The sequence below is a fragment of the Arcticibacter sp. genome (assembly GCF_045629565.1).
Classification (GTDB): domain Bacteria; phylum Bacteroidota; class Bacteroidia; order Sphingobacteriales; family Sphingobacteriaceae; genus Arcticibacter.
The window spans coordinates 1-19391 of record NZ_JAZQRL010000125.1 but is presented as its reverse complement, the minus strand read 5'-3'; the positions used below and the strand labels follow the sequence as shown (position 1 = coordinate 19391).

Annotated in this window: 11 protein-coding genes; 10 read left to right on the top strand and 1 reads right to left on the bottom strand. The window is 47.7% G+C overall.

Translation table 11 applies throughout. From position 1 onward, the window contains the following. Positions 1–3: 3 nt before the first annotated feature. From nrdI to nrdF, 3 genes are all read left to right on the top strand, one after another. Positions 4–369, top strand: a complete 366-nt coding sequence (gene nrdI / locus ACKI5J_RS16920; protein ID WP_407430669.1) for a class Ib ribonucleoside-diphosphate reductase assembly flavoprotein NrdI — start codon at positions 4–6, stop codon at positions 367–369. Then, positions 366–2456 (top strand): class 1b ribonucleoside-diphosphate reductase subunit alpha, encoded by a 2091-nt coding sequence (gene nrdE, locus ACKI5J_RS16915; protein ID WP_407430668.1) that lies wholly within the window; start codon positions 366–368, stop codon positions 2454–2456. The genes nrdI and nrdE overlap by 4 nt, the downstream gene beginning before the upstream one ends. A gap of 103 nt (positions 2457–2559) precedes the next feature. Further along, positions 2560–3543, top strand: a complete 984-nt coding sequence (gene nrdF / locus ACKI5J_RS16910; protein WP_407430667.1) for a class 1b ribonucleoside-diphosphate reductase subunit beta — start codon at positions 2560–2562, stop codon at positions 3541–3543. 64 nt (positions 3544–3607) lie between these two features. On the opposite strand, the gene ACKI5J_RS16905 is transcribed toward nrdF, so the two are convergent. Beyond that, positions 3608–4123, bottom strand: coding sequence for a plastocyanin/azurin family copper-binding protein (locus ACKI5J_RS16905; protein ID WP_407430666.1), 516 nt, complete (start codon positions 4121–4123; stop codon positions 3608–3610). A 282-nt stretch (positions 4124–4405) separates the two neighbouring features. Between ACKI5J_RS16905 and ACKI5J_RS16900 the strand changes: the two genes are divergently transcribed. The 7 genes from ACKI5J_RS16900 to ACKI5J_RS16870 form a co-directional block, all read left to right on the top strand. After that, on the top strand, positions 4406–8551 hold the full coding sequence (locus ACKI5J_RS16900) for a two-component regulator propeller domain-containing protein (RefSeq protein ID WP_407430665.1): 4146 nt from the start codon (positions 4406–4408) through the stop codon (positions 8549–8551). A gap of 265 nt (positions 8552–8816) precedes the next feature. Further along, positions 8817–11816: a SusC/RagA family TonB-linked outer membrane protein gene (locus ACKI5J_RS16895; protein WP_407430664.1), complete on the top strand. Its 3000-nt coding sequence runs from the start codon at positions 8817–8819 to the stop codon at positions 11814–11816. Positions 11817–11826: 10 nt separating this feature from the next. Further along, positions 11827–13446, top strand: coding sequence for a RagB/SusD family nutrient uptake outer membrane protein (locus tag ACKI5J_RS16890; protein WP_407430663.1), 1620 nt, complete (start codon positions 11827–11829; stop codon positions 13444–13446). Positions 13447–13501: 55 nt separating this feature from the next. Continuing rightward, positions 13502–15325 (top strand): glycoside hydrolase family 2 protein, encoded by a 1824-nt coding sequence (locus ACKI5J_RS16885; RefSeq protein WP_407430662.1) that lies wholly within the window; start codon positions 13502–13504, stop codon positions 15323–15325. A gap of 9 nt (positions 15326–15334) precedes the next feature. Beyond that, a complete protein-coding gene (locus ACKI5J_RS16880; RefSeq protein WP_407430661.1) occupies positions 15335–16420 on the top strand; it encodes an endo-1,4-beta-xylanase in 1086 nt (361 codons plus the stop codon). A gap of 5 nt (positions 16421–16425) precedes the next feature. Further along, positions 16426–18678, top strand: coding sequence for a beta-glucosidase BglX (gene bglX, locus ACKI5J_RS16875; protein WP_407430660.1), 2253 nt, complete (start codon positions 16426–16428; stop codon positions 18676–18678). Positions 18679–18693: 15 nt separating this feature from the next. Continuing rightward, the coding region (locus ACKI5J_RS16870; protein WP_407430659.1) for a glycoside hydrolase family 3 N-terminal domain-containing protein at positions 18694–19391 on the top strand (698 nt) is incomplete at its 3' end.

The window sequence follows — 19391 nt, the reverse complement described above, 5'->3', positions numbered from 1 at the left end:
CAGATGTGGATTTATTACGATTCCAAAACCGGCAATGTTGAACGGTTTATGGAGAAGGTAAAGGAACTTCGGAACTGGCACCTTCAACGAATAAGTCCCGATCTGCAGGCGGAGCATCCCGGACACCTGGTCACGTTCACAACCCGTGTAGGTCAAGTGCCTGAATCCACCATGCAGTTTATGCAGCAATATTCCTCCTGTATCAAAACGGTATCATCTAGCGGAAACCGAAACTGGGGGCAAAACTTTGCCCGTGCGGCAGATCAGGTTGCATCGCACTATCAGATTCCGGTGTCAATGAAGTTTGAGCTTTCAGGGACCAGGAAGGATGTAACTAGTTTTATTGAAATCTTAGAACAATATACATGATTGCAAAAAAGTGGATCTTACTGAATAACGAGATCATGAGAAAGCAGGATGACGAATACAGCCTGCACAAAGACAAAGAAGCAGTAAGATCTTATTTCCTTGATTACGTCAATAAGAACACCGTGTTCTTCTACACCCTGAAGGAGAAAATTGACTACCTGATTGAGAACGACTATTATATCGATTTCTACCAGTGGTACAGCTTTGAGGAAATGGAGCAGGTGTATGACATGGTTTATGCACGTAAGTTCAGGTTCCCGTCATTTATGAGCGCCTTCAAGTTCTTTCAGAGCTATGCGCTTCGTGATGATTCGGGTGAAAAGTTCCTGGAACGCTATGAAGACCGTGTCGTAGCCGTAGCCCTGTTTCTCTCCAGAGGAAACCTTGAAGAAGCCATGGCACAAGCCCTTATCCTGATCAACCAGGAATACCAGCCTGCCACTCCAACCTTCCTGAATGCCGGCAAGAAGCGTTCGGGCGAACTGGTGTCCTGCTTTCTCGACGAAGTAGGTGATAACCTGAACGGGATCGGCTATGCCATCGATTCAGCCATGAAGCTCTCTTCCATTGGTGGGGGCGTATCATTCAATATGTCGAAAGTGCGTGGTCGTGGCGAATCCATTAAAGGTGTAGAAAACCGCTCAAGCGGTGTTTTGCCGGTAATGAAGATCATGGAGGATACGTTCTCCTACGCTAACCAGCTCGGTCAGCGTGCAGGGGCGGGGGCAGTATATTTGAATATTTTCCACACCGACATAGAAGAATTTCTTGATTGCAAAAAGATCAACGTGGACGAAAAAGTCCGCATCAAGTCCTTATCTATCGGTGTTATCGTTCCGGATAAGTTCATGGAACTGGCAGAAAAAGACGAGGCTTGTTACTTGTTCTATCCCCATACAGTGAAACTCGAGTATGGTCAATATCTCGATGAAATGGATATGGACCAGATGTACGAAGAGCTGATCACCAACCCGAACGTCAGGAAGAAAAAGATTAACGCCCGCCACCTGTTGGTGAAGATCGCGCAGACGCAGAAAGAAAGCGGCTATCCGTATATTTTCTATAAGGGCAATGCCAACCGCGGACATGCCCTGAACGGCCTCGGCAATGTGAAGTTCTCCAATCTCTGCACGGAGATTATGCAGGTGTCTGAAGTTTCAGATATCGAAACTTACGGCAAAGACGATACCATCCGCTACGGAATATCCTGTAACCTCGGCTCCCTGAACATCGTGACGGTGATGGACAACAAGCGCGTGAAGGAAGCCGTTAAAACGGCCATGACATCGCTGACCGTGGTATCCGACATCACCAATATCGAAATGGTACCTTCCATCCGTAAAGCGAATGAAGAGCTGCACAGCGTCGGCCTGGGAGCAATGAACCTGCATGCATTTCTCGCCCGCAATTTCATTATGTATGAGAGTGATGATGCGCTTGATTTCTGTAATGTCTTTTTCATGATGGTAAACTTTTACTCCATTGAGCGTTCCATGGAGATTGCCAGAGAGCGAAAAAAGACGTTTAAGGGATTTGAGTTATCTGATTATGCCTCAGGTGTTTATTTCGATTCTTACATTCGTGATGATATCAAGCCTAAAAGCGACAAAGTGTCAAGCCTGTTTGAAGGAATAGCGATCCCCGGCAAGGAAGACTGGGAGAGGCTCAAAGCCCAGGTGGCGGAGCATGGCATCTACCATGCTTACCGGATGGCTATCGCACCCAACCAGTCGACTTCATATATCATGAACTCTACCGCTTCTGTAATGCCTGTTGTAGATGTAATCGAAGTACGGGAGTACGGAGACAGTACCACCTATTACCCGATGCCGTACCTGACAAACGACAACTACTTCTTCTACAAGTCCGCATACGATATGGATCAGAAAAAAGTGCTCAGGTTAATCTCCGTGATTCAGCGTCACGTAGACCAGGGTATATCTACTATCCTGCACACGAATACCAAGGATAGCACCCGCGATCTTGCTGTATACTATATATACGCACACAAACTGGGCTTAAAGTCCCTGTATTACACCAGGACCCGTAAAGCGGGAATTGACGAATGCGTATCCTGCGCAGTTTAAAGACAAAGAACATACAATGAAGCTAGCAGGAGCCCGGCGCTCCATACAAGCATGAATCTGCACCTGCTAGCTTCGTCATCATTTAAAAAGATATAATATCCTGATGAAACCATACACCGCAGTTAACTGGAACACCCCCGATAATGATTACGCAGGGCTTTTCTGGGAGCAGAATATCCGTCAGTTTTGGGTGGATACCGAATACATACCCTCTAAAGATATAGACAGCTGGAAGAGCCTGGAGCCGGGCATTCAGGATGCCTATAAACACGCCCTTGGCGGATTAACTCTGCTCGATACCTTGCAAAGTCATACGGGTATGCCTAAGATTATCGATCACATTGATTCGCTGCAAAACAAGGCGGTACTGTCGTTTATGTGTATGATGGAGGCCATTCATGCCAAATCTTACTCCACCATTTTTACTACCGTCTGCAGTACTCCCGAAATTAATGATCTCTTTACCTGGGTTCAGGAGAACAAGCGCCTGCAGCTCAAGGCGGCAACTATCGACAAATATTACCGCGCGCTGGATAAGTCGGAGATTACCGACCACGAGCTGTTTATGTCGCTCGCCGCATCGGTACTCTTGGAGTCTTTTCTTTTCTACAGTGGCTTTTTCATGCCCTTATGGTTATGCGGACAAGGACAGATGGTAGCCAGTGCCGACATCATCAAGAAGATCGTTGCTGACGAATCCATTCACGGGGTCTTTGTAGGCTTACTGGCACAGGATGTCTTTAAAAGACTTGATGATAAGGAAGCAGCTAAAAGGGAAATGAACGAGTTGATGAACGCTTTATATGAAAACGAACTAAAATACACCGACGAAGTATATACCGATATTGGTTTGACTGCCGAGGTCAAGGAGTATGTTCGGTACAATGCAAACAAAGCCTTAATGAATCTTGGCTTTGATGAAATGTTCGAGGTGAAGGAAATCAACCCGATTGTACTAAATGGCCTGAATGTTGACACGACACAACATGATTTCTTTTCCAAGAAGTCTACAAATTACGAAAAGGCGACCGAGATCGTCCACCTGCGGGATGAAGACTTTCAACTGCTGGTCGAAAATTACAACTAATATAATATATAAAGGGAGGTCGACATAACGTCGACCTCCCTTTATATATTATATGGATAAGCTGTTATTCAGCTATAAGCGTTCCGCGCATAATGCCGTAGTGGCCGGGGAAGCTGCAAATAAATTCATATTCACCTTTCTCAACGGTAAAGGTTATCGTATCCGATTCGTCTGGTCCCAACAACTTGGTATGCGCTACAATAGCGTTTGAACTAGCGGGAATAAATTCGTTTTGTTTGTGCGACATCGCTTCCATAGCAAAAGCAGCAACGTCAGTACCCGGCTTCAGGAGTACCCAGTTGTGGCCCATCGCTTCTTTCGATAGAACGCCAACATTTTTTAGGGTCAACGTAACCAGCTGACCAGCCTTAACCTTAATCTGATCCAGGTCAAATCTCATTTGATCGTTAGAGGTGATGACCACTGTACTCGAGCTTTCTGAAGCGGCAGATGCCGTATCTGATGCTGTGGATTCAGTGGTTGCCGCTGTCTCGGTCTGCTGTGATTTTTCTTGATTTCCTCCGCATGACCAAAGAAACAACGGAAGGGCGCAGGCTGTTAAAGCAAATAGTTTTCTCATAATGTTTGTTATGTGGTTCCCCCAAGTTTACAAAATAAGGGCAATCCTTTAAGTGATGCTTGTCATATTTGCCTTTTCTGACAATACGATTATAAAACTGAGCTGTTACTGAAGTCGATAACCTTTAAGTCAGTCATGGGGATCATCATGGCAATTATATTCGTATTGGGTATCCATAATGCCGCGAATTTTCTATTTTAGCCAGGACCTGTTCGAGAGGGCACTGCCTTAAGGTCAATAAACCATGATTTCTTAATTTTAGCCGCCGTTATAAATAAATCTATGTTCGAATTCCGCATCCGGCATGTAGCTTCCATCTTTTTAGTATTTCTTTCTTTCGCTAAGTCAGCGGCACAAACTGCCTCTCTGAGCTTTAAACATATATCATACGAGCACGGCCTTGCACAGAGCCCCATATTTTGCATGGTTCAGGATCATCTCGGTTTGGTGTGGATCGCCACCAGCGACGGATTGCTCAGGTATGACGGTTACGAATTCAAGAGCTACCAAAGTAATGACGCCGACAGCCTGAGTATCAGCTCCAACAGGGTCCAGGTCATCTTGCAGGACTCCAAAAAGCGCCTTTGGATCGGCACGGCTAACGGAGGATTGAACCTGTTTGACCGCAAGACAGAAAGCTTTCGTCGCATCAAACTCCAGGATGGTACCGGGACCGACTACGTCACCTCTATTACGGAGGACAGCGGGGGCCAGATCTGGGTATCAACGCTCAAGGGCTTAAAGTTGGTCGAGCCCGGAGCAGCGAGGCTTCTCTCTATTCCCCGCCTTCCGCGCTCATCCGGAACATATAACGGGAAGACCTGGAGCGCTTATCAGGATCGCGACAATTCCGTATGGATAGGCCTCAATGCGGGACTTACACGGATTGACGTGCTGACGAAGAGCGTCTTACCGATGCCCGAAGTTCTTAAGGCCGATCAGCGGCTGATGAAAAGTAAGGTACTCATCATACGTTCAGACAGAAAGGGTAATTTATGGTTCGGTACCGAGAATTCTGGTGTCTTTAAGTATGACCGTTCCAGGAATAGCTGCATTAATTACAGACATAGCGGACCAGGTATAAGCCGACTACGGTCTGATGGAATCAAAGATATTTTTGTCCATGAAGATGAAAGTGTGTGGATCGCTACCAGGGAAGGACTTAGCATATTCAATCCTTCTACAGAAAAGTTTGCCAACTATCAGCATGAGAAATCAGATCCGAACAGCTTGAGCTATAGTTTGATATGGAATTTCATGCGCGATCAGGCGGGTAATATCTGGATAGGAACCTTTGCAGGCGGTATTGATATCTATTATCCGGGGAACTCCAATTTTACCAATATCGGCGAACGCATAGGGAATGAACGACTCGGCTTGAATAATCATGTAGTAACATCCATGTTAGAGGAAGATGATGGAGGCCTTTGGGTAGGGACCAATGGAGGAGGGCTTAACTACCTCGACAGAAAAGCGGGAATATCGCGATACTACCAGGTAAGGGATACGCGGCTTAACAAGTCTAATAATATCGTCAGAGCTCTGGCAAAAGATAACCGGGGTAATATGTGGGTAGGTACTTTCGACGGCTTGTATCGTTTTGAGAAGTCCAGCGGCCGTTTTGAATACGTAAAGCTGGCAGACTCAAAAGACAGTCGAGTAATTTCGGTTCTGGAAGATCCTGAGGGTGTCTGGGTCGCCACGTTGACGGGTGGTATTCAGTTCCTGGGCTATAACGGTGTAAATCGCATTTATCAGGCGGATGCGGACAGAAAAGATGCACTGAAAGACAACAATATTACGGTTCTCAGAAGGGACGCACAGAATAATATACTGGTAGGGACGGAGAACGGACTGAATTACCTGGACACGAAAACACACCGTTTCAGCAATTACCGAAACGATAAAAGTGAAACTTCACTAAGCAACAATTCCATCCTCTCCGTTTTTCAGGATTCAAAACAACGGATCTGGATAGGCACTGAGGGGGGGCTGAACTATTTTGATGTCGTGAAGAAGCGATTTCATCGGTTTAAGCTGGACGCAGGAGCTTCAAATGATGTAGTGCTGGCGATAGTCGAGGATAAAAGAGGACACTTATGGCTTAATACCAACAAAGGTATAGTGGAGCTGATCATGAAAAGTCCCGGATCACCTTCGCCTAAATCAATCGTTCAAACCGTCAACTACACCGTAACGAGCGGCTTGTCGAGTACGCATTTCCTGGGTGCGGCAATTCGCTCCAAGGATGGAGAGCTGCTCTTCGGCGGAATGAGTGGCATTACCCGCTTTTTCCCCGATAAAATTGTTAAAAATAATTACCGGCCAAACGTCGTCTTTACCGAGTTCTTGATCGAAAACCGCCCTGTGCGCTTCGGTGTCGAAGGTTCACCTTTAAAACAGTCCATTACCGAGACCACCGAGATAACCCTGCAATACAATCAAAACTATATCAGCTTCCGCTATGCGGGGTTAAACTATATCAATCCTGAGCATAATCAGTACGCTTATAAGCTTAAGGGTATCTCAGGCCATCAGGGTTGGAGCTACGTCGGGAATCAGCGGGTAGCCAGCTTTACCAATCTTGAACCGGGAGAGTACGTTTTCATGGTGAAGGCCTCCAATAATGATGGAGTTTGGAATAACCGGCCGACGGTGATCAAAATAACCGTTCTCCCTCCATTATGGAAGACCTGGTGGGCCTATCTTATTTATTTTCTGCTTTCGGCAGGTATCCTTTTTATTATCTTCAGGTTCATCAGGAACCGGGCATTATTGAAGAGGGATCTATATCTCGAACATGTTCAGAACGAAAGACAGCAGGAGTTGTACCAGATGAAACTGAATTTCTTCACCAATATTTCCCACGAGATCCGAACGCCTCTGACGTTGATCATAGGACCCCTCGAACGTTTACTTCAGGATGGCAGATATGAGGGAATCCATAAGCAGTTGAACGTGGTGAAAAATAATGCCGACCGCTTAATGAAGCTGATAACGGAGCTGCTTGACTTTCGCAAGGCCGAAGAGGGTCATATGAAAGTACGCTGTGCTTCCCAGGATCTCATTCCTTTTTGTCAGCGGATTTTTGACTCCTTTACCGAGTTGGCCTCCCAAAGAGGCATTCGGTATCACTTCCACTCCGAAGTGCAGGAACTCGAACTTTACTTCGACGAAGCTCAGATGGAGAAGGTGATCATGAACTTATTATCAAACGCCTTTAAATTCACTGATGATAACGGAGAGATCAGTCTCCGTATTTCCACAAGACAAGACCAGGCTGAGTGGGTGGACATCCGCATCACGGATAATGGCCGGGGTATTCCGGAGGATTTTCATGAAAAGCTCTTCGAGAGCTTCTTTCAGGTCGACGACAGAGGCCGGCAGAACATCGGAAGTGGAATAGGTTTAGCCCTCTCTAAAAGTATCGTTGAAAAGCATAAGGGGACTATTTCTGTGCAAAGCCATGAGAATGGCTTAGGTCTAACTGTGTTCAGCATTTCGCTGAGACGGGGAAGTCTGCATTTAGAAGACGCAGACATACTGGCAAATACTCCTGTGATCCTGAAGCCGGCCCCCCAACTGCCAGATCAGACTGTGCAAGCCGACCCAGGCCCAGAAAGGGTCAGCGAAGCCACGGCCAAGCCTTATACCATTTTGCTGGCGGAGGATAATGAAGAGGTGCGCGGGCTTATTGCTGATTGCCTGAAGGACGACTACAATATCGTTGAATTTTCAAATGGTGCTGAGGCCTTAAAATACATGGAACAAGAAATTCCGGATTTGATAGTAAGTGATATCATGATGCCGGAGGTAGACGGTTTACAGCTCTGTGATGCGGTTAAATCTGCCGAAAGCACAAGCCATATCCCGGTAATACTACTAACAGCGCGGGCATCGCTGGATCATCAGGTCGAGGGTTTAAGTACCGGTGCCAACGCCTATATATCCAAGCCTTTCAATCCGCAGATTTTAACCTTGAATATCCGCAATCTTTTGGCGGCCCAGGAGCTTATGCGGCAAAAATTTACTCAGCAGCTTATTCTGGAACCATCCGTAATAACAGTGGAATCCCCGGAGCATAAATTCCTGAACAGGTTGATGGAAGTCATCGACGCCCGCATGGCCGATTCTGATTTCGGGGTGGAGGAACTGGTTAAGGAAATGAACATGAGCCGTACCGTCCTCTACAAAAAAGTCCAAAGTATCACCGGTTTTTCCGTGGCGGATTTGGTTAAAAACATGCGTCTGAAAAAAGCAGCCGTGCTCTTCTCACAAACTTCCATGAACGTATCAGAGGTTGCTTATCAGGTCGGGTTTAACGACCGCAAGCACTTTAGTCGTGAGTTTCGAAAATTCCACCAGTTATCACCATCCGAATACATAAAGAAGGTGAAAGAAGAATCTCTCAACGGTTCAGATATCTAGTAGCAAACTCGCCTAACAGGGCTATGACGCCTCAAAACGCCATTATTGGTATAAATGCAACCCCATTTACGTACGCTCAGACACCCTCCCGGGTGGCATAAGGGAGATATTTGTACAGTTGTTTCGAAGCATCGACTCAACGAAGCAGATGTAACCTATTAACCAATAATGAGTATGTAAGAAAGGAAACCGTTGAATTACTACAGCGCCATGAGCAGCTAACTCAGGGCAAACACTAATCGAAAAAATATTAAACCAATTAACAATGAAAGATTTTTACTGGAAGAAAGATCTCGCAGCTCTGCCTATAAAAAGAGGGCTCCGGGTGATAATGATCCTATGTATGTACCTGATATGTGTTTCTTCTTATGCACAGCAAAGAGTTCTGAAGGGTACAATAAAAGACCCGCAGGGTGAAACGCTTCCGGGCGTCAGCGTCAAAATAAAAGGAACCAATCAGGGCACGATGTCCAGCGGGAATGGAGAGTACAGTATTCCGGTCTCGGGTAGTAACCCGGTACTGGTGTTTACTTATATAGGGTTCCAAAGTAAAGAAGTGCCCGCCGGTACTAGTCAAACCCTCAACGTAACGCTGGAGATGGGCGATAATGCCTTGTCGGAAGTGGTCGTTGTCGGTTACGGAACACGCAAGAAAAGCGATGTCACCGGCGCAATAGCCAGCTTCAAAACGAAGGATCTGGAAACCATGCCGCAAACAAATGTAGGGCAGGCTTTGCAGGGCAAAGTTGCCGGGCTTAGCATTGCTACTAACGAGCCCAGCGCTGAGGGAGGAAACAATAATATACAGATCCGTGGACGGCGCTCCATTAAGGCGTCGAACGGTCCGCTGATCATTTTGGACGGTATTCCATATTTCAACAGCTTCTCCGAGATCAATCCCAACGATATCGAGTCCATCGATGTGCTCAAGGATGCGTCTTCAGCAGCCATATACGGTGCCCGCGCAGCAAATGGAGTTATCATTATCACTACCAAGCGCGGAAAACCCGGTAAAGCCAGGATCACTTATGACGCCAACTATGGAATCGACGAAATTGCCTCCCTGCCCGATATGATGGATGGGCCAACCTTCTATAAAAACAAGGTCGACCGGATCAACCAGGCAGCAATTTCTCCTACAGAGCAGGCCTCGTTCGACCAGGGACTTACTACCGATTGGGTGAAGCTGGGCACCAGGACAGGTTCCAGACAGCAGCACAGTGTCGGGGTTTCAGGAGGTACGGAGGATACCCGTTACTACCTGTCCGGAACCTTCAACGACGCCAAAGGTATCGCAAAGAATGACGACTTTACAAGAACCACGCTTCGCCTGAACCTGGATTCAAAGATCACTCCATGGTTAACGCTCGGAACAAATACACAACTTGCGTCTGCAGACCGCGGTGGAGAGCCGGTGCGCTTCTCCGATGCATTCGGCATGAACCCGCTGGTGCCAGCCTTTAATGAAGACGGTTCTATCAATATTCGCCCATGGCCGGAAGACCCTTTTTGGGCAAATCCACTAGAATCGCTGAACATTATCAATAACGATGATGCCAAGTCTGTGGTTAGTACCAACTTTATCAAAATCGACTTCCCCTTTGTTAAAGGCTTGTCGTATAAAGCGAATACGGGCTATACCTATAGGAACAATACCATTGAAACCTATTACGGCCGGGATACTAAACGCGGTTTTGAAGGAAAAGGAGAGGCCCTCACCTCAAATGACAACACCTCCGACTGGCTGATTGAGCACATCGTTAACTATAACCGGAAGTTTGGAAAGCACGATCTGGACTTTACCGGGTTGTACAGTGCACAGGAGCGCACAAAAAAGGTTCATGCTTTAAATTCCGTGGGTTTTCCAAGTGATCTTCAGTCGTTTTTTCAAAATGGTATCGCCACAACGGCGGTTGGGAGGGACGAGTATGTAAAGCAGGCAAATATATCACAGATGGCCAGGGTAAACTACACGTACAATGGCAAGTATCTGTTGACCCTGACTGCAAGACGTGACGGCTTCTCCGGTTTCGGTGCAGACACCAAATTCGGTGTGTTTCCTTCCGTAGCCCTAGCCTGGAATATGTCCAGCGAAAGCTTCATGGAGAAGTATGATTGGCTGGATAATCTGAAACTGCGTGCTTCTTACGGAGAAAACGGTCAGCAAGCCATCGACCCTTACTCTACGCTGCCTCAGCTTTCTCCGCAGCATAACCTGACTACAGGTAAAACACCGGCGCTGGGATATTATCCTAACCGCCTCGGCGACCCTTCTCTTGGATGGGAAACGACCCTCGGATTCAATGGAGGGCTTGACTTTAGCTTCTTGTCCGGACGAATCAGTGGATCTGTAGACTATTTCAGAACGAGTACAACAGACCTCTTGCTGGATAAACTCATTTCGCCGGTAAACGGAGTGAAGAGCATCCGCCAGAACATCGGAAAAACAAGCAACCGGGGAATCGACTTCACCGTTTCCAGCGTCAATATCAGGAAAACCAACTTCAGCTGGAGCACGGACCTGAACATTTCACGTGCTATTAACAGGATAGACAATGTCGGTCTGACTGATGCCAGCGGAAGTTACATCAGCGACATCGGAAACAGATGGTTCGTAGGAGAGCCGATCGATGTAAACTATGGCTATGTTTTCGACGGTATATGGCAGCAAAACGACATCGTGGAGGGCTCGGCACAACCACAGGCTAAGCCTGGTGATGTCAAACTGCGCGATGTAAGCGGTCCGGACGGAGTTCCCGACGGAAAGATATCTCCCGAGTACGACCGTGTTGTCTTAAGTTCTCAGGTGCCGTCCTACATCGCCGGATTAACGAATACATTCAGCTATAAGAACTTTGCGTTTAGCTTCTTTATCCGCTCCGTTCAGGGCGTAAGAAAGTCAAATTCACTGCTGAATACTTATTTCGATGGTCGTAATGGAGCGCTGAACCGGCAATTCTGGACCCCTGAAAACCCGATCAATACATATCCGGCCAACAGAGACGATGCCAATCCATACGGGCTGCTTTATTTTGATGATGAGACAACAGACGCCAGTTTCATCAGGCTTCAGGATATTTCCCTGAGCTATACCCTGCCGTCCCTTGTGCTATCCAAGCTTAAGCTGGAACGTCTTCAGTTCTTTGTCAATGCCAAAAACGTCGCCACCTTCACCAAATGGGATGGTCTCGACCCTGAATTCAATACGCAGACCACAAGACCTCAGGTAAGATCTTACGTTTTCGGATTACGCACACAATTTTAAATCTCAAACAATGAAGAAGATATATATCGCATTCCTGTCGCTTGCCCTTGCTTTTAGCTCATGCAACGAAGCGGAGTTTCTCAAAGAAGAACCGCAGGACAATATCTATGCAGATAATTTATTCACCAAATATGAAGGCTTCAGGCTTGCAGTCAACGCCCTCCTTGATTTTCCAAGGCAGGAGCGTGCGGATATGATTCAGTCGGCTGAGTTAGGTGTCATCTGGAAAATCGGTACCGACAACGGCTGGGCTAATACGGAGCTCACCTGGACCCGTGGCCTGAACAGGTATACAACGGCAGACCTAAACTCCACCATGCAGTTCGTGAACGGAGATACCGAAGGTCGCGACGGAGTGTTCCTGATTCTTTATAAGGCGATAAGCTCTGCGAATACCATTATCACTCGCGCACAAAATCCGGACGTGGATTGGCAGGGGGGCTCTCAGGTACAGAACGAAATCAACAAGAATCTAATGCTGGCACATGCACACCTGATCAGGGCCTGGGCCTACAAACATCTCGCCTATACATTCGGTCCCGTGCCGATAACCACCGAGGAGATCACCGGTATCAACTTCAGAAATGATTGGGAAAGAAGACCCGTTGCCGAAGTTCAGGCATTGATCGTGTCGGACCTGGAGTTCGCGGCGGCACACTTACCGGATTATTCAGACGATGTTTTGGTCATGGCCAATGTCGTCGCCCATCACTATCTGGCTGAGATGCATTTATGGATGAACGAGCCTGCCAAAGCAGAAGCTGCAGCCCTAAAGGTTACTAACAACCCACGCTATAAACTGATTACTCAACGTTACGGAGCCAGCGCCGGCTCTCCGGGAAGTGCCTTCATGGATCAGTTCAAGAACGGAAACATTCTTCCTTCACAAGGAAATACGGAAGCCCTCTGGGTATTTGCGAACTCTGATGTATTGAAGCTGATCGGAGCAAGACCCAACTCCATGCGAAGAACATGGGTGATCAACTACAGTTCTTACGCTCCTTATAATCCCGAGAATGGGGGAAGAGGTATCGGAAGAGGTGGTATAACCGCATGGGCGTTCAGTATTTACGAACCTCAGGATGACCGTTTCAGTGAACATGCAGTACGTAAATACTATTTATCGGCAACAGGAGTACGAACCAATACCCATATGCTGCAGTCGCAGATGACCGTCAACAGTACCAAATGGGCAAGCACACGTAAGTGGGACTGGGTTTCCGCCGATCCTGCACGATGGGGAGATACACATTCTTTTGCAGATCAAACGTATCTGCGCTTAGCCGACACCTATCTGCTGCTGGCAGAAGCTTATTTCAAGCAGGGTAAACTGGCGCTTGCTGCCGACTTCATCAACCGGGTTCGCACAAGATCAAATGCTACGCCTATTGCAGCGGATGGCTCTACCATTACTCTCGACTATATCCTCGACGAAAGGTCAAGAGAGCTTGTTACGGAAGAACTCAGACGGGAAACCCTTGTGCGCACCGGCAAGCTGCTTGAAAGGACAAAGGCACATAATCCTTTCACCACTGCTAATATGAAAGAAATGCACGTTCTGTTACCTATTCCTCAGAAGGTAATCGATGCCAATACCGACAGAGCAATGGAAAATAACCCGGGCTACTAAGTCCGTCATCTAACGTACCCGACGCCAGGCTTGCCTGGCGTCTTAACAAGTAGCAATGATAAAAGTAGCACTGAACCTCTTCTTCCTGATCCTGCTCAGCCTTACGGCAGCAGGGCAATCGGGGCCGGTTCAAAACAACAAAGCAAGGGTCGTACTAAGTTTGAACGGTAAATGGAATTACATCGTTGACCCTTATGAAAACGGTTTCTACGACTACAGGAGAAAAGCTTTTGATGCTTCAGCATCCGGAAAGGGCGGCTTCTTCGATGATCTAACCCATACCGACAAGTCGGAGCTCATTGAATATAATTTCGATTATTCGCCTGCTCTCAATGTGCCGGGCGACTGGAATTCCCAGGTAGAGAAGCTTGAACTCTATGAAGGTACGGTCTGGTACAGGAAGAAGTTCACCATTTCGCCCAACAGCGAAAAGAAGTACTTTCTCTATTTTGGCGCGGTCAATTACGAAGCACATATTTACCTCAACGGTAAAAAGCTCGGCATGCATAAAGGTGGTTTTACCCCCTTTCAATTCGAAATTGACAAACATCTGATTAATGGAGAGAATTCTGTCGTAGTTAAAGTTGATAATACGCGTAAACAGGATGAGATACCAACCATCAATACCGACTGGTGGAACTATGGGGGTATTACGAGGGATGTGTTCATAACAGAAACACCTCAGTCCTATATCGCTGATTACAAGATTCAGCTTAGTGCTGCAGACCGCGGAGCCATTGAAGGCTACATACAGTTGGCTGGAAACACCCAGACCGAACTTGTCAAGGTTCAGATTCCGGAGCTTGGAATAAGCCTGCAGGCAAAGACCGACGCGAGCGGCAAAGCGCATATCCGCATCCCTGCACGGAAGATCAGCTACTGGTCACCGGAAAACCCGAAATTATATGGCGTGACGATCAGTTCCGCTGCGGACCAGGTTGAAGACCGGATTGGCTTTAAAACCATCGGGACCAAGGGGCAGGATATCCTCCTGAACGGCAAGTCAGTCTTTTTACGGGGAATATCTATACATGACGAGAACCCACTGCTTGCGGGTCGTCTAAGGTCAGAAGGCGACATGCGGATGATGCTTCAATGGGCGAAAGAATTGGGCTGCAACTACGTGCGGCTGGCCCATTACCCGCATAGCGAAGACATGGTGCGTCTGGCCGATGAAATGGGTCTGATGGTATGGGCGGAAGTGCCTGTTTACTGGACGATCTCCTGGGATAATCCCGATACCTATAACAACGCAAAGCAACAGCTTACCGATTTGATTTCCAGAGATAAAAACCGTTCGAGCGTTATTATTTGGTCAGTTGGAAACGAAACGCCGCTGAGCGAACAACGGCATGCCTTTATGGGCAATCTCATCAGCCACGCACGGGGTCTGGACAACACCCGTCTGATCGCCGCCGCGCTTGAAGTACACCGAAACGGAACGGAAGTTATTGTAGACGATCCCCTTGGTGAGAAGATCGACCTGGTAAGTTTTAATGAGTATGCGGGATGGTACTGGGGCGGTACTCCGGATGAGATCGGCAAGTACCATTTCAACATCAAATACTCCAAGCCTGTAGTCGTTTCCGAATTTGGTGCTGATGCGCTGGGAGGCTTCTACGCAGACGACAAAACCAAATTCTCGGAAGAATATCAGGAAGCATTGTATGAGAGTCAGATCGCCCTGCTTAGCACGATCAAAGGCCTGCGCGGTATGACTCCCTGGATACTGGCCGATTTCCGCTCTCCCCGCCGGCAGCATCCTATATATCAGAATTTCTGGAACAGAAAGGGACTGATCTCTGAAACGGGTAATAAAAAGAAGGCTTTCTATACCCTTAAGAGCTTCTACTCCAGTAAGCAAGAGCAATACAAATAAACTAACCTCATGATGAATATTAAAATTAACGCCACCATAACCTGCACCGTCTTACTTCTCGCTTTCTCTATCGGATGCCAGGGAAGCAAAGACCTTGATGTAAAACCTGTCACAGCGGAACCACCTGCGGAAGAAGTAAGTCTGCAGAAAAATCTGCCTTTCAAGTTTGGCGCTGCAATCAGCGCGGGACTAATGAAATCGCGTGCAGCATACAGAGACGTTGTAACCAAAGAATTCAACAGCATTACGACTGAAAACGCCATGAAGATGTCTTTCATTCATCCTTCCGCAGATACGTATAACTGGGCGGATGCCGATTTCCTGGTAGACTTTGCCACACAAAACGGTAAACGTCTGCACGGCCATACGCTTAACTGGTATAAAAATCCCCCGGCCTGGGTAACAAGTTTCCAGGGCGACTCTGCGGCCTGGGAAGCATTACTGAAGACGCACATCCAAACGATCGTATCCCGTTATAAGGGAAGAGTCGCATCCTGGGATGTCGTCAATGAGGCTTTTGAAGACAACGGAACGCTGAGAAACAGTATCTGGGTACAAAAGCTGGGAGAAGACTATATCGCCAGATGTTTTCAGTATGCCCATGAAGCAGATCCCGACGCCCTGCTTTTTTACAATGACTACGGTCATGAGTACGGTCCTACGAAGCGGACAGCGATTCTGAATCTGGTTACCGGTTTAAAAAGCCGCGGTATACCTATTCATGGTATCGGCATGCAGATGCATACCAGGGTCAATCGCCCTGACGCTGATCTGGCCAAAGCTATCGAGACCGCTGCTGCGACAGGACTGCTTGTACACATTTCTGAACTGGATATAGCTGTTAATCCTGACAATGACAAGAATATGGTTTGGACGGCTGCTCTGGCCAGCCAGCAGGCGCTGAAGTATAAGAATATTGTCAAGGCATACAATGCGATACCGAAAGCGCAGCAATTCGGCATAACCACATGGAACGTTTCAGATGCCGATTCCTGGATTCCGGGCCAATACAGCCGCCCCGACTGGCCGTTGCCGTTCGATGCAAACTACGAAAGAAAACCAGCCTATCAGGGCATTCTTGATGGTGTAAAATAATAATAATGAAGTTCATAAGCACTAAAATGTTTAAGCGATCATGCTTATACCGCGCAACGGTTTTGATCGCTTTTTCAGGTACTCTCACAACCTATGCCCAGGACAGGAAAATCGACCGGCGCGTAGATTCTTTGATGAAGCTGATGACCCTCGAAGAGAAGGTCGGTCAGTTAAATCAATACTCCGGTCGCGAAGTTACCGGCCCCGTCAGTGAAAAAAAGACGGATGTTCTTCAGGATATCCGAACCGGACGGGTCGGCTCCATGCTCAACGTCCGCGGGGTAAAAGATACCCGGGAAATCCAGAAAGTCGCCTTAGAGTCGCGACTCAAAATTCCGCTCCTGTTTAGCCTGGATGTGATACACGGTTACAAAACCGTGTTTCCCATTCCATTAGGAGAAGCAGCATCCTGGGACCTGAACGCCATGCGCCTTTCCGCACAGATTGCAGCAAAAGAAGCCGCTGCGGCCGGCATTCACTGGACCTTCGCGCCGATGGTCGACGTGGCCAGGGATCCGCGCTGGGGTAGGGTGATGGAAGGAGCAGGAGAGGATGCCTACCTGGGAAGTCTCATCGCAGAAGCCCGGGTCAAGGGCTTTCAGGGCGAGCAGCTCGGAAGTGTGGAGTCTATCATGGCTTGCGCCAAGCATTTTGCCGGATATGGCGCCTCTATTGCAGGTCGCGATTACAATGCAGTCGACATGAGCAGGCAGCAGCTATGGGAGACCTACCTGCCTCCCTTCAAAGCTTCCGTAGATGCGGGCGTCGCTACCTTTATGAATGCCTTCAACACCCTGAACGGCGTACCCGCAACCGGTAACGCCTATCTGCAACGGGATATTTTGAAAAGTAAGTGGAACTTTAAGGGTTTTATGGTAAGCGACTGGGGATCAATAGGAGAAATGATCCCATGGGGCTATGCAGCCAATGAGGCCGACGCTGCGGTGAAGGCGATTACCGCAGGTTCCGATATGGATATGGAGAGTCGTGCTTATATTGACAATCTGGCACAGCTCGTAAAGGAGGGTAAGGTGAGCCTGAAATGGGTAGATGATGCAGTCAGAAGAATCCTTTACAAAAAATTCGAACTTGGCTTGTTTGAAGATCCCTACAGGTTCTCGAACTTCAAAAGAGAGAAGAAAGTGTTCAGTGATCCTGCTCATCGAGTAGCGGCCCGTGAGTTGGCTAAGAAGTCGATTGTGCTTCTGAAGAACGATCAGAATATTCTTCCTATAAAAAACGACGTCAGAAATATCGCCTTGATAGGTCCCCTTGTACAGGCGAAACGAGACCTTGAAGGGAGCTGGATTGTGGAGTCAGATTCAGTCAATGTAGTAAGCCTGATCGAAGGCGTTCGCAACCAGATTTCCGGTAAAACAAACCTGATCTATGCGAAGGGAGCCGGTGTTTTATCCTCTTCAGAGGACAGTTTTGCAGCGGCAGTAGAGGCAGCCCGGAAAGCGGACGTGGTAATCATGGCCCTTGGCGAGACATGGGACATGAGTGGTGAAGCGAAATCACGAGCGGATATACGCATTCCGGGAAAACAGGAAGCACTGTTTGAAGCCGTCAAAGCGACCGGTAAGCCCGTGATTGTTGTACTCATGGCCGGTCGGCCCCTGATCTTTGATAAGATAGCCGCCGAAGCCTCCGCCATTCTTTATGCCTGGTGGCCCGGTACTGAAGGAGGAAATGCGATTGCCGATGTACTCTTCGGCGCCTACAATCCCTCAGCAAAGCTCCCAGTCACCTTTCCGAGATCAGTAGGACAGATCCCACTGTCGTACGACGTATATAACACCGGCAGACCCGTAAAGGATCCGGCCAATACACGCTATAAATCCATGTATATCGATTCTCCTAACACTCCGATGTACGCCTTCGGTTACGGCTTAAGCTATACATCTTTTGGTTACTCCGATCTGAAGCTCGACAGTACTTCCATCAATCAGAATGGCGAGGCAGTCCTTAGTTTCCGTCTGACCAATACGGGGAAGGTTACCGGAGAAGAAGTCGTTCAGCTATATATTCATGACGAAGTTGCCTCTGTTGCCAGACCTTTGAAGCAATTGAAGGGCTTTCAAAAGCTAGCGTTGAAACCAGGTGAGTCTCGAGAACTGAAGTTCACTATAAAAAGCGAGCTGCTATCTTTTTACGACAACGACCTCAATTGGATTGCAGAACCCGGAAGATTCAAATTGATGGTCGGCAGTGCCTCTGACGACATACGCTTGCAAACAAACCTTACACTTAGATAAATACCGTACACACGCATGAACAAATCATATGTATTAGCCGCTTCCCTGTTCTTTGCATTTCCCCTTTGCAGTTCCTCACAGAGTAAGGGGATCTACAAGAAAGGCTGGATCGATTTCAACAAAAATGGGAAGAAAGATATTTTCGAGGATCCGCAGCAGCCGCTGGAAAAGCGCGTTTCCGACCTGATCTCTCAAATGAACCTCAACGAGAAGACATGCCAGACAGCAACGCTCTACGGGTATGGGAGAGTTTTAAAGGACGAAATGCCGACCCCACAGTGGAAAAACGAGATATGGAAAGACGGCATCGCTAATATAGACGAACATCTGAATGGCTTAAGAAATCATCCGACAGCAAAAACAGAATATTCATTTCCCTTTAGAAATCATGCAAATGGCATCAATAAGGTGCAGCGTTGGTTTATAGAAGAAACGCGCCTGGGCATTCCTGTAGACTTCACGAACGAAGCGATTCATGGCTTATGCCACGACCGCGCCACGCCATTCCCTTCGCCTATCAATATAGGCAGTACCTGGAATAAAGCGCTCGTACGACATGCCGGAGAAGTTGCCGGACGCGAGGCAAAGGCACTCGGTTACACCAATATTTACGCACCAATACTAGACGTAGCAAGGGACCAGCGCTGGGGACGTGTTGTTGAATGTTATGGCGAAGATCCTTTCCACATTGCGGAACTCGGCAAACAGATGGT